Annotated in this window: 10 protein-coding genes; 2 read left to right on the top strand and 8 right to left on the bottom strand. The window is 67.4% G+C overall.

The genetic code is table 11. From position 1 onward, the window contains the following. Positions 1-370: 370 nt before the first annotated feature. The 7 genes from VGL40_06415 to VGL40_06445 form a co-directional block, all read right to left on the bottom strand. Positions 371-1,204 (bottom strand): metallophosphoesterase, encoded by an 834-nt coding sequence (locus tag VGL40_06415; protein ID HEY3314897.1) that lies wholly within the window; start codon positions 1,202-1,204, stop codon positions 371-373. A 111-nt stretch (positions 1,205-1,315) separates the two neighbouring features. Continuing rightward, positions 1,316-1,903, bottom strand: coding sequence for a nucleoside-diphosphate kinase (locus VGL40_06420; protein HEY3314898.1), 588 nt, complete (start codon positions 1,901-1,903; stop codon positions 1,316-1,318). A gap of 74 nt (positions 1,904-1,977) precedes the next feature. Further along, positions 1,978-3,030 carry a M42 family metallopeptidase gene (locus tag VGL40_06425; GenBank protein ID HEY3314899.1) on the bottom strand — a complete coding sequence of 351 codons (1,053 nt, stop codon included), beginning with the start codon at positions 3,028-3,030 and terminating at the stop codon, positions 1,978-1,980. A gap of 135 nt (positions 3,031-3,165) precedes the next feature. Further along, positions 3,166-3,540, bottom strand: coding sequence for an adenosylmethionine decarboxylase (speD, locus tag VGL40_06430; GenBank protein ID HEY3314900.1), 375 nt, complete (start codon positions 3,538-3,540; stop codon positions 3,166-3,168). Positions 3,541-3,701: 161 nt separating this feature from the next. Then, positions 3,702-5,297: an HD domain-containing phosphohydrolase gene (locus VGL40_06435; protein HEY3314901.1), complete on the bottom strand. Its 1,596-nt coding sequence runs from the start codon at positions 5,295-5,297 to the stop codon at positions 3,702-3,704. A gap of 5 nt (positions 5,298-5,302) precedes the next feature. Beyond that, entirely contained in the window at positions 5,303-7,207 is a 1,905-nt protein-coding gene (locus tag VGL40_06440; protein HEY3314902.1) for an adenylate/guanylate cyclase domain-containing protein, read from the bottom strand. Positions 7,208-7,244: 37 nt separating this feature from the next. Further along, on the bottom strand, positions 7,245-10,436 hold the full coding sequence (locus VGL40_06445) for a glycosyltransferase (protein ID HEY3314903.1): 3,192 nt from the start codon (positions 10,434-10,436) through the stop codon (positions 7,245-7,247). Between the two features lie 162 nt (positions 10,437-10,598). Between VGL40_06445 and VGL40_06450 the strand changes: the two genes are divergently transcribed. Together VGL40_06450 and VGL40_06455 are read left to right on the top strand one after the other, a co-directional pair. Beyond that, positions 10,599-11,945, top strand: a complete 1,347-nt coding sequence (locus VGL40_06450) for a TrkH family potassium uptake protein (protein HEY3314904.1) — start codon at positions 10,599-10,601, stop codon at positions 11,943-11,945. Positions 11,946-11,963: 18 nt separating this feature from the next. Beyond that, entirely contained in the window at positions 11,964-12,617 is a 654-nt protein-coding gene (locus tag VGL40_06455; GenBank protein ID HEY3314905.1) for a TrkA family potassium uptake protein, read from the top strand. Positions 12,618-12,760: 143 nt separating this feature from the next. On the opposite strand, the gene VGL40_06460 is transcribed toward VGL40_06455, so the two are convergent. Then, positions 12,761-13,140 (bottom strand): CorA family divalent cation transporter (locus VGL40_06460; protein ID HEY3314906.1); only part of this gene is annotated, 380 nt, incomplete at its 5' end.

Here is a 13,140-nt window from a genome sequence, read left to right on the forward strand (position 1 = left end):
GTCGGCAGGCGATAGTACGTGAAATCGACCTCCACCACCGGGAACTGGGTCGCGTAGAAGGCCAACCGGTCACGGTCCTTGAGGTCGCTCGGGTAGAACCTGCCCCGCCAATCGGCGTAGCTGAACCCGGCCGTCCCAACGAGGATCAAGACCAGAGCACCTCCCGGGATAGTCCTGGGCCGGACCGGCGGATGGTCGGTTGTCCAGCCGCCAGGCCGGGATTCGGCGATCGAAGGACGCCTCGCCGTCTCCGGTCTGTGGCGAACAGCCGTTCGCCTCTATTCTAGCGCCATCCAGCCCGGAAATCAAGCGCGGTAAGATGAAGAAGCCCGCCACAAAGCCGGGCCTGAGCCACCCTGGGCGGTCCCGGTCAGCGGCCACCCGCCCGAAGGACGTGGACGACGATTTCCGGCGGACAGCTCAACCGGATGGGAAGCAAGCTGGTTCCGAGGCCCCGAGAAACATAGGCCCGGACGCCATCGGCCCACCCCGGCCCGGATGCCAATCGTCGTCCGAAGGGAGAGCGGGTGATCAGGGGGCCGAACCACGGCAGGCACACCTGGCCACCGTGGGTATGGCCGACGATGACGTAGTCGAGGCGGGTCCGCCCCGTCCTCGTCAGGATATCCGGCGAGTGGGCCATCAAGATGCGCGGCCGTCCGTCCTCGGTGCCCTTGACCGCCCGCCCCAGGTCATCCAGGCGCCGCCTCGTCGGGTCATCCACTCCGATCAGCCAGAACCAGGCCCCGCAGCGCTCGACCTTGGCCGGCCGGTTGACCAGAGACTGGACTCCGAAGGAGGTCAACCAGGGCACCAACCCGGCCGTGCGGCCGGCGGCCGCCGCGTTCGTCTCGTTGTTGCCCGGGACGAAGAAGACGCCATAGGGGGCGGTCATCCGTCCGGTCGCGGCGAGCGCCGGTTCGTATGGTCCGCCGGCGTTGATCAGGTCTCCGGTGATAGCCACGAGGTCCGGGCGCTGGGCGGCGACCAGTTCGGTCAGGGGCTTGCGTCCCAGGCGCAGCTTGCCGTGGACATCAGAGACCTGGACCAGCCGGAAACCGTCGAAGGCCCGATCCAGCCCGGCGATGGGGACGTCTACCCGCGTCACCATCAGCCTCTCCGCCTCGATGAAGTGAGCGTAGAGGGCGCTTCCGAAGGCCGCCACGGCCATCGTCCCGAGGAGCGTCGTCATCCCGGCCGTCACCGGCCTTCCCTCCTCCCCTGTAACCGCCGGGCCCGGCATGGCCGGGCCCGGTGGCGACGATACTTGAACGCTCTATTGCCGGGCGCGTGGGGCGACTGGGCCCGGGCCGAATCAGAACATCACGGCTTCGTCGATCCGCTTGTACTCGACCAGACCGCCGTCGGGGAACCAATGGGCGATCTCGTGGGCGGCTTCGTCAGGTGTGCTCGAGGCGTGAATGAGGTTGTGGATGGCGTGCTTGAGGGCGTTGGCGACGATCGGCGAGCCGACCGAGTAATCGCCGCGGATCGTCCCCGGATCGGCGGCCAGCGGCAGGGTGTTCCCGCACATCTTCCGGACGACCTGGATGGCATGGTAGCCCTCGAGGGCGCAGGCGACGACGGGGCCCGACGAGAGATAGTCGATGTTCCAATTCTTGACCATCTCGCCGATCTTCAGCGGGTCATCCGTCCCGACCTCGGCGAACGGTTCGACCCCATTCTCCTTGTAACTTTGCAGGGTCTTCTGACCCATCCCCTCGATCCACTCGCGGGTGTTGGGGTAATGGGCCTCGGCCTGCGCTCTGGTGGGGTGGGCGACGCGCAGGGCGACGATCTTCAGCCCGACCCGCTCGAAGCGGCCGAGGATGGCCCCGACCAGTCCACGCTGGAGACCGTCAGGCTTGACCAGGATGAGGGTCTTTTCCAAGGGCAGTTTCAATGCTCGCACCTCGCTTGGCTTGGTATTTGGACAGTCGAAGAGAAGGTTGGGACCGGCGGAGGTCCGCATCGTGGTCAGGCGGTGAGGGACGAAACGGTCCTCGCGTCAAGCCGCTTGACAACCGCGGTCAAGAGCCTCACCGTGTGGTCGTAGTCCTCGCGCCGGATGATTCCGCTGTGACTGTGGATGTACCGACAAGGCACCCCGATGACCAGACTCGGAACACCCTGCCCGTGGACGTGGATACGGCCGGCGTCGGTCCCCCCCCCCGGCATGGCCGAGAACTGGTAAGGGATCTTCTCTTTCTCGGCCGTCTCGACCACCAGGTCGCGCAACCTGAGGTTTGGAATCATCGAGCCGTCGTAGACCAGGATTGAAGGTCCGCCGCCGAGTCTATCAGTGGCCTCGTTCTCCTTCACCCCCGGCATGTCACCGGCGATGGAGACCTCCATGGCGAAGCCGACGTCCGGGTCAACCGCCTCGACACTCGTCGTCGCCCCGCGCAAGCCGACCTCTTCCTGAACCGTTCCGACACCGTAAAGCGTGTTCGGGTGGGGTTCGTTCTTGAGGTTGCGGAGGACATCGATGAAGATGGCACAACCGATCCGGTCGTCCCAGGCCTTGGCCATCAAGGCTTGTCCGTTGCCCATGACGGTGAAGGGACTCACCGGGATGACCGGGTCGCCCGGTCTGACCCCGAGCTTCTTGGCTTCTTCTTCGTCGGTCGCGCCGACGTCGATGAACATGTCCTTCTTCTCGACGACCTTCTTTCGATCCTCGGCTGAGAGGATGTGCGGTGGTTTCGAGCCGACGATGCCGGCCAGGTCGCCGCGGTGGGTTTTGACCGTCACTCGCTGGGCCAGCATCACCTGCTCCCACCAGCCGCCGATGGTCTGGAAGCGCAGGAAGCCTTCCTTGGTTATCCCGGTGACCATGAAGCCGACTTCGTCCATGTGCCCGGCCAGCATGATCCGCGGCCGGTCGGTGACGCCGACCTGCTTGCCGATGATGCTTCCGAGGTTGTCGTGCTCGATCGTGGCCGCCTGTTCGAGGTACCGCCGGACGGTCGCCCGGGCTTCGAACTCATAACCGGAAATCCCGGAAGCGTCAGTCAGGTCGCGGAGCATCTCCAGTGTTTGATCCACTGCCTTTCGGGCCTCCTCGTCAGATGATGTGGACCAGCCTCAGCGGACTGAGAGCGGGCCGATAACAAAGAAAGGGTGCCGGGGATTAATCTTCCCGGCGCCCTTTCACCTTTTCCGTCATCCGGCGATCTTCTTCTCAGCTTCCTCGAAGATGCCCCGCTTGACCTCATTGGCCGTCGTATGCTGAGCCCCGAAGGCCTGGTTGATGAATTCGCAAGCCACCCAGGGGTCGACCCGATCGCCGCACGTGAACACGTCGACAGCCGCGTAGCAATGCTCCGGCCAGGTGTGAACGGCGAGATGTGATTCGGAGATGACCACGACACCGCTGATCCCTTGCGGGCTGAACTTATGAAAAGCCACCTCTCTGACTTCGGCTCCCGCCTTGATGGCGGCAGAGACCATGGCCTTCTCGACCTTCTTCAGGTCGTTCAGCGACTCAGGGTTACACCCGTAGAGCTCCGCTAGGATGTGGCGCCCAAGTGCGTTCATCAGATCCAACCCCCTTTTAACCGATTAGCGCGCCGGCCCCAGCCAGGGGGGTGCGTCAACAATCAATGTTCATTGTAGCAAATTCCCCTCGAAAGTCAACAACTCCGGAGCTAAAAAGAAAGATCTTGAGCCGTCGCGTAATTTGGCCGGGTCTTTCGGCTCTAGTCGCCAATGGCCCCGGATAATCCGCGATTTCCGAGCAATCCTCGATCGAGTAGGTCGATCAGCCGCTCCACGACCAGCCCGTCCCATTGCGTACCGGCGCCGCGCAATAGTCGCTCGCGACACTCATCTTTGGTCAGGGCGCGACGATAGACGCGGTCGCTGGACATCGCGTCGAAGGCGTCGGCGACGGCGATGATCCGCGCGCCGAGCGGGATTGCTTCCCCGCGCGTTCCGCCTGGTTGGCCGTGCCCATCGAACCAGCCATGGTGGTGGCGAACCAGTTCACGCGCTTCGCCGAGGAAATCGACCGGCCCAAGGATAGTCGCGCCGATCTCGGCGTGACGGCGAACGGCCGTCAATTCAGCATCGCTCAGCGACCCGGGCTTGTTGAGGATCGCTTCCGAAACGCCGATCTTCCCGATGTCGTGGAGCAACGCCGCATAACGGATGTCCCGGCGTTCCTTGGCGCCGCAGCCCAGATGGCGGGCCAGCGCGTCGGCGTAGCCGGCCACCCGGTCGGAATGGCCCCGAGTATAAGGGTCCTTGGCGTCAAGGGCCTCGGCCAGGCTGCGGATGGTGCTCAGGTAGAGGTCCTGGATCCGCCGGTAGAGACCGGCGTTTTCGATGGCCACCGCCGCTTGCGCGGCGAGCCCGTTCAGGAGATCGAGGTCGGCTTTGGTGAAACGGCCGTCGGCCCGCCCCTTCTTGTTCAGCAGCTCGATGACCCCGATCAGGCGGCCCTTGGTGATCATCGGCACGGACAAGATGGAACGCGTCTCAAAACCGGTCTTCTCGCTGACCTCCCGGTAGTATCGGCGGTCCTTGCGGACGTCGGTGACAATCAACCCCCGACGCCTGGAAGCCACCCAGCCAGCGATGCCCTCGTTCAGAGCCACGCTGAAGCTCTTGACCGCCTCACCGCCGCCGCCGTGGGCCACCTTGAACTCTAGACGCTCGCTGATCGGATTGTAGAGGAGCAAGGCCCCGGCCTCGGCCATGATTACCCGGGCCGCCAGAGAGATGATCTCGCCGATCACCCGTTCCGTGTCCAGGCTCGAGTTTATCTTGCGAGCCGCCTTGAGGAGACCTCGTTGCATGGCCAGAGCTCGGGCCAGCGAGGCCCGGTCGACAGCCGACCCTAGCGGCGCACGGACCAGGCCGACGAATTCCAGCAGCGTCCGCTGAACTACGGGGTCCAACCGGCCGGCCCCGGCGAGCGCCATTGCGCCGATGGGCGTCGGGCGGCGCCCCTCTTGTCGGAAGGGCAGGAGGAGGAAGCCGGGCTTCCTGAGCGCCGCCGTCTCCGCCCCGGCTCCGGCCAGGTCGGCAGAGGCGATCCAGGTCCCAAGCCGGTCGATGGTTTTCGGCTCCAGCCCGGACTGGGCGGCCACGTCCCAACTGGTGGCGGCCTCGCCGAGGAAAATGGCCCCTCCTGAGGCCCCGGTCAGGGACCTGGCGGACCTCAGGACCGCCGCGGATTTACCCTTGACCGTCTTGGCCCGGCCCACCCGGCGAACGGCGGCCAGTAGCCAAGCATTCATGGGCGCCGTCTTCCCCGTCGTCCGGCCTTCCTCAGCTTCGTCTCTCCTCAAGGCCCTCACCGCCTGCTTCTGGGGATTGGATGAAGCCGCTTGGGGCGCCGCCTCCGACTCGCCGCGGCTGATGATTCCATCGGCGCCGCGGCGGCCAGGAGATAGACTTCGACCGGGCGATTGCGGCCGCGGACCTCGACCTCCCCCCGTGCCTTCCAGGAAAGGCCGGCCCCCGCCGCTTCGACCGTCCCGCGGCCGGCCAGGATCTCTCCCGCGCCGGCCAAGTCCTTGAGCCTCGAAGCCAGGTTTACCTCATCGCCCACGGCCGTGTACTCAAGCCGTCTGGCCGTGCCGATGTTGCCGACCACGGCCCGCCCCGTGTTCAGGCCGATGCCGACCCCCGGGGGGACGATCGGTAGAGTCGGAGCCGTCCGCCGCCGGAAGGCCTCGACCCTCCGGAGGATCTCCACGGCCGCCTCGACGGCCCGCCGGGCGTGGTCGGGTTGGCGCGTCGGGGCGTTGAAAAAAGCCATGATTCCGTCGCCGGTGTACTTGTCCAGTGTCCCGCCGTGGGCGAAAACCCCTTCAGCCATCGCTTCAAGATAGCCGTCGAGGACCTGCACCAAGTCGCCGGGCGGCAGCCGCTCAGCCAACCCGGTGAACCCCCGGAGGTCGGCGAAGACCACGGTCAACTCGACCTCTTCCCCGCCGAGTTCGACCCGTCCGCGTGTGTCTCTGAGGGTGACGGCCACCTCTTCGCTGACGAAGCGGCCGAAGAGAGCGTCGATGCGCCGGCGTTCCCGTTCCTCGTGCCGCCAGCGGATGAGAACCGTCGCTCCGGTGGCTGAAGTCAATGAAAGCAAGGGTCCGAAGATCGGGAGGAAGACCCCCCCACTGAAGGCCCACCAGGAAAGGCCCGCCCACCCGCCGCCGAGGACCAGCGCCCCGGCGGCCAACGTGTAGCCGCCGACCGCCGTGGCCCAGAGTGCCCCGAGGCCTCCCAGGACGAGGACCATCGCGCTCGCCGCGACCGTCCCGGTGGCCCGCCACTTTCCGCCGTCCAGGATCGTCCGCATCGCCGAGGCCTGGATCTCCAGCCCCGGTCTGGCGGCGCGGTCGATGATCGAGAATGGGGTCAACCAGCGGTCCCCAACGCCCTGGGCGACCGGACCGACGATGACCAAGCGGTCCTTGAACGTCTCGGCCCCGACCCGGCCGGCCAGGACCTCGGCGGCGCTGACTCCCCGCGGCTCCCGTTGCGGGTCGCTGAACTCGACCAGAAGCCGGCCGAAACGATCGGTCGGCAGACTGGTCTCGCCCAGGTAGGACGCGCCGTCCCGGTCGACTCGGAAGGGCCGCCCGGAGTAGGCGGACGCGGCCGCCACGGCCAAAGATGGCAGGATCGCCGACCCGTCCTTGACATAGAGAGGCATTGCCCTGACCACTCCGTCGGCATCCGGCAGGACGTTGGCCGCGCCCACGAGAAAGGCGGACTCGACGAGTCCGCCGTAGGGACGGTCGATGCTGCTGGCCACGGGGGCGGTCGGACTAGAGGCCGTCAGCCTGGCCAGGACCGGCAGGACGACTCGGCCTGACCGCCTGACGGCCTCGACGAGAGCCTCGTCGTCGACGTCGCCGCCGCCCTCGCTGAGGAGGACATCGAAGGCTATGACCCTGGCGCCAGCGGCCGACAGGGCGTCGATCAGCTCGGCGTGGACCCGCCGGGAGACCGGCCACTGTCCCAGCTTCTTCAGGGAATCGTCGTCGTAGACAACGGTGACTACTTCGGGGCCGGTCGCCGCACCGCCGCTCAAGACGAGCAGATAGTCGCGGAAACGGAGCTCGAAGTCGACGAAGAGGCCGGCGGCAAAGGCTGCCGTCACTAGGATCGCGGCGCAAAGACCGGCGGTCAGGAAGGCCACGATTGGTCTGGGCCGCTTCGGCGCGGCCTGCTCCGGCGCTCTCATCATCCAAATGGATTAGCCGCCGGCCAGGCAAAATCCTCCTTCAGCCCCTTGACTTGCCAGCCCTGGCAACTGTCTTCGCCTCCGCCAGGAGCAGTCCCAGCAGGGCCACGCCGGGGTAGATCATCAGCGTCCCGGCGGCCACCACGCCGGAATCGTTGACGGCCAGGGCCACCAGGGCCGCCAGGGAGGCCGCCGCTAAGCCCTGACGCGTGGATGGATCGTCCCGGAGGACCCGACCGACCATGCCCCTGGGCCGAAAGAGCAGGATCAGGTAAGCGGCGAAGGAGGCCAGCAGGACACGGCTCCAGACGGTGTAACGGATCAGGCGGAGGTTCATCGCCAGCTTGCGCAGGAACACCGGGAAAAGGGCAGAGGTCCCCGACCGCCGCACCGATTCGACCAGTAGCCCGAGGTGGCTCTGGCGCCCAGGCGGTTGAAGGGCATCGACGCCCAGGGCGACCGCCGCGGTGACCAGCGCGGTGGCGGCAACCACCGCGGCCGGGAAGACGTCCCTCCGACGGGCCGTTCGGGTGGCCGACCCAAGCTCGGACGGCGGGCGCCGGACTGTCGCCAGATAGGCGTAACCGGCGGCGGCGGTCATCGCCCCGCCCAGGTTGGCTCCGGCCCAGGGTGCCCCGAGGGCCGCCACGCAGGCCAGCCCGGCGAGGATCAGGGTGGTCCGGCCGACCGGTCCCGATCGGCAGCGCCCCGCCCGGCCCAGGGCCGCCAGCCCGACCAGGCTCGATCCGACCAACACCCCCATGTACTCGTTGCCGATCCCGTAGTACCTGGCGCCGCTGACGAGGGAGTAGCCGATCGCGGAGCGATAGGCCAAGGGTCCCCCGAGGAGGATGTCGCCCAGGGCGATGGCCGAGGCCGCCGCCCCCACCCAGACAGTCCCCCGGAGGGCCCCCCGACCGGCCCGCGCGAGGATGAAACCGATGCCCGCCGATAAGCCCAGGGCCAGGCCGCCGTCGATGACCGGGCCATGCGGCCCGGCCAGGCCCAGGAGCAGACTGACCGGGGGGTACAGACCTAGGGTCAGGAGCCCCACCTCGATAAGAGCCACCGTCCGGTCGCGACGCCAGGCCGTCGGGCCCCACAAGACGGCCAGCGCGGCCAACCCCACGATGACCTGCTCGGCAATGTACATCCGGACCAGCGGGAAACGCTCACCCTGAAGGCGGCCCTGGTCATCCCCCAGCCGTCCGGCCCGCAGCGGCCAATCTCGCCCGGAGGCCACGATGGTCATGCCCCGGCCGCTGGCCCCGGTCGCGTCGAGGCCGTAGGCCTCCAGAAGGGTGGGCGCCAGGTCGATGTTGGCGACCAGTCCCGTCCTCCTGGTCGTCGGCGAGGTCACTGCCCCGGTCCGACCCTGACCCAGGATGGCCAGCGGGACGAGTTCACGGTCGGCGGCCGCCTCCGACGGCGGCGGAGAAGGCGAGACGACCATCACCGGGTCGTCCCCGGCCAGCGCCAGGACCCGCTCCAAGGTGGTATCGCCCTGGACCAGTCCGTCCGGGCCGCCGGGGAAATCGAAGACCACCAGGTAACGAAGGCCCGCCGCCCGCCACTGGTCCAGCCCGCCGGGCAGGCTCCGCAGGTCGGCCACGACGTCGATCTGTCCGGCTCCGTCCATGCACAGGCTGCGGGCGTTCGCCGTCGGACCCGCCTGGCCGGCCCCGGCCGCGGCCACCGTCAGGACGCCGTTCGCCCGCAGGCGCTGACCCAGCAGGCCCACGCTGACGGGGTGGTTGAGCCTCCCGTTCTCAGTGGCCACGGCCTTGATGTCCTCACCGCCTCCCCCCACGGCCCTCGACCCCGACCCCAGGGTGTAGTACGCGGCCGCCCCCGTCCCGCCTGACGAGTGGGGGTCGGGATCGCGACCGGTCCGCGAGTTCATCAGTCCGATGACGCCCCGGCCGACGACCGCGGGCAACGTGGCCAGGCCCGGGCGTCTCCAATCGCCCAGGTCCGATTGGTCCAGGGTCAGTAGGAAGACCCCGCTCCCAGGCTCGACCCGAGGAAGGACCGGGACGGGCGAGCGGCCGCCGACGGTCAACGGCGTCGCCAGGACGACCACGATGACCGCCCCCGCTCCCAGCCAAACCAACCATTCGGGCCGGAAAGGCCCGCGTGGTCGGCCCATCCCCCGGCTCGCCCCCTTCCCCCCGGCCGGCGGGGACGGCGGGCGACCAGCCGCCGCCCGAAGCGCTCGGTCCAAGTCCGCGACCGCCTCCTCCAGGTCAAAGCGGGTCGCGGCCACCGCCCGGGCGGCCATCCCCATGGCCGCCCGGAGCCCCGGGTCGCCGCCCAGACGCAGCAGGCCCCTGGCCAGTTCGGCCGGGTCGCCTGGCCTGACCAGCACCCCCGTCCGACCCTCTTCGACCAGTTCGACCAGCCCTCCGACGGCGCTGGCGACGACCGGCCGGCCGGCGGCCATGGCCTCGATGACCGCCAGCGACTGCCCTTCCGACAACGAGGGAGCGGCCAGGATGTCCACCCCGGCCAGGAAAGCTGGGACATCCTCCACCCGGCCCAGGAACCGGACTACCTTCCCCAGTCCAAGACGCCCGGCCAGGCGCTCGAGCCGGTTCCGTTGCGGCCCGTCCCCGGCGATGAGGACCCGCAGACCCGGACAGACCCTCGCCACCCGGGCCACGGCCGGCAGCAGGACCTGCAGGCCCTTTTCCCTGGCCAGCCTGGCCAGGACGCCGACGACCAGGGGGCGGCGGTCGGCGGCCTCCGACGAGAGAGCCGGGATAGCCCGAAACGAGGCCAGGTCGACGCCGTTGGGGATGACCCGGACATCCCGGGGGCTGGCCCCGAGCTGGATGGCCCGCCGGGCGAGGGCCGAAGAGACGGCGATGACCATCGCCGACCGCCTGACGACCGCCCGGCAGAGCCAGCCCGCCGGGCCGCCGGGCGGGAAGCCGTGCATCGTCAGGACCAGCGGCGGCACAGGTCGCCGGGCGAGCCGCGCGGTCAGCCCGCGGGCGACCAGGGCGACCATGCCGGCCCGGTACCCGTGGGCGTTGATCACGTCGAATCCGGCCTTCTCCCCTGGCCAGGCCAGGGTCCGGGCGACCTTCGCCGGGGACGGCAGCCTCCCCGGGCCGATCACCCGGAAGTCAGGCCGTCCGGCTCGACTCCTGCCGGTGAGGCCGGCCAAGTGCCGCTTGATGCCGCCCTCGGCCGGTCCGGCGATGACCAAGACACGTGTCCTGCGCATGGGAATAGGATGCCCATCGACGTCCAAACCCGTCAAAACGGGGCGCCCGGACGGGTCAATTGCCGCCCCATTGCCGGACTCGGTCATTACCTGGTATAATCACGGCGGCGGCCATTCATCGCCTTGCGGCCCCGCCATCCGAGACGCCGGCCGAGGTGAAACATGCGCACCCCTTTGATCCGCCCCATCCGGTTCTCTCCGTCGCAGGTCCTCGTCTTCGGCTTCGCCGGGCTGATCCTGGTCGGGGCCATCCTCCTGACCCTGCCGGCGGCGACCCGCGATGGACGCGGACTGCCCATCATAGACGCCCTCTTCGAGGCGACGACCGCGGTCTGCGTCACCGGCCTGATCGTGGTCGACACGGCGACCGTCTTTACCGGCTTCGGGCAGGCCGTCATGTTGGTCCTCATCCAGTTTGGCGGCTTGGGTATCATGACCCTGGCGACGATGATCTTCCTCTTCCTCGGCAAGCGCATCTCCCTTCGCGAACGCCTGGTCATGCAGGCGGCCCTCAACGTCTTCACCATCGAAGGAGTCGTCCGCCTGACGCGATATGTCATCCTCGTCAGCTTGGCCATCGAAGCCTTCGGGGCCGCGCTCCTCTCCTTCCGCTTCGTCCCCCAGTTCGGTTTTGCCCGCGGGGTATGGATGAGCGTCTTCCACAGCATCTCCGCCTTCTGCAACGCCGGTATCGATATCATCGGCGGGTTCAAGAGCCTGACCGCCTATGTCGGCGACCCCCTGGTCGTCCTGACCATCGCCGGCCTGATCATCCTCGGCGGGATCGGCTTCACCGTGGTCGCCGAAGTCTACCAGCACCGCTCTTTCGCCAAGCTGTCCCTCCATTCCAAGCTGGCCCTGACCGTCACCGGCACCCTTCTGGCCGTCGGCACGCTGGTCATCTTCCTCCTCGAACGGACCAACCCGGCCACCCTCGGCTCCCTTCCCTGGGGAAGCAAGCTCCTGGCCTCGTTCTTCCAGGCGGTCACCCCGCGGACGGCCGGGTTCAACACCCTGACGATCGCCGACATGACCGAATCCAGCCTGGTCTTCACGATCATCCTCATGTTCATCGGGGCCTCGCCCTCATCCACCGGCGGCGGGATCAAGACAACCACCTTCGCCGTCCTGGTCATGGCGGTGATAGCGGTATCCCGGGGCAGTGGCGAAGTCACCGCCTTTCGGCGCCGGCTGCCGGCGACCACCGTCTACCGGGCCCTGGCCATCACGGCCATGGCTCTGGGTCTGGTCATCATGGTGGCGATGGTCCTCACCCGTACGGAGCAGTTCAGCTCCTTCCTCCCCCTGCTTTACGAGACCACTTCGGCCTTCGGCACGGTCGGCCTCAGCACGGGCCTGACCCCCCAGCTCTCGGTGGCCGGTAAGCTTCTGATCATCATGACCATGTTCATCGGCCGGGTCGGGCCCCTGACCTTGACCTCGGCGCTGGCCGAAAGGGCCGGCCGCCCGCCCCTTCATCACCCAGAGGATCGGGTCATGGTCGGCTGAGACAAAGGAGGACTTCCCTTGGCGCAGCAGTTTGCGGTCATCGGTCTCGGCCGGTTCGGCAGCTCGGTGGCCCGTTCATTGACCGGCATGGGTCACCAGGTCCTGGCCATCGACTCCGATGAGGAACGAGTCCAGAAGGTATCCGAATTCGTCACTCACGCGGTGACCGCCGACGCCACCGATCCCAACGCCCTGAGGGCCCTGGGGATAAGGAACTTCGACACCGTCGTCGTCGGCATCGGCACGAACATGCAGGCCAGCATCTTGTGCACCCTGCTCCTCAAGGAGCTGGGGGTGAAGTACGTTGTGGCCCGGGCCGACGATGAACTTCATGGAAAGGTCCTTCAGCGGACCGGGGCCGATAAGGTCATCTTCCCGGAGCGCGATATCGGCATCCGGGTGGCCCACAACCTGAACGCCTCGACCATCCTCGACTACATCGAATTGACCCCGGACTACAGCATCCTCGAGATCGCCACGAGGGGGCCTTTGGTCGGCCAGACCTTACGCCAACTGGACTTGAGAACCCGCTTCAATGTTAACGTCATCGCCATCCGTAGCGGCAAGACCATGAACATCACCCCCAAGGCCGACGACGTGGCCAACGAAGGCGACATGCTCGTCGTCGTCGGACGCAACGACGACATCAAGCGGCTCGAGGATTATCAGTAGTCGGCCAGGAAACTCAACCCCGATAACGGACCCAGGATCACGGGCACGCCCCGCGTCCTGGGTCCGCTTTGTCTTGGGTCAACAGCTAGGTTAAGTCCGGCTTCACCGGCACTCGGATGGCCTGAGAGACGATGGCGGAGGGGTCACAGCCACCTTTTCCGCCTGAAGTAGAAGAGCATCCCGACGGCCACCGCGGCCATCACCCCGAGGATGCCGTAAAAGCCCCAACTCGATCGGAGGAAGGGCATCCGTTCGAAGTTCATCCCGTATATCCCGGTGATCACGGTGAGCGGCATCATGATCGTGGCGATGATGGTCAGGACCTTCATCACCTCGTTCAACCGGTTGGAGACCGACGACAGGTAGCCCTCCATGGCGTTGGAGAGCATGTCCCGGTAAGTATCGATGGTGTCGATGAGCCGGACCATGTGGTCGTACACGTCCAGGAAATAGAGGTGGACCTGGGGCCGCAGGTAGGGAAAGTCACGGCGGACGACGACGTTGAAGACGTCGCGCTCCGGGC

The organism is Bacillota bacterium (assembly GCA_036504675.1).
GTDB lineage: Bacteria > Bacillota > Sulfobacillia > JAJYWN01 > JAJZPE01 > DASXUT01.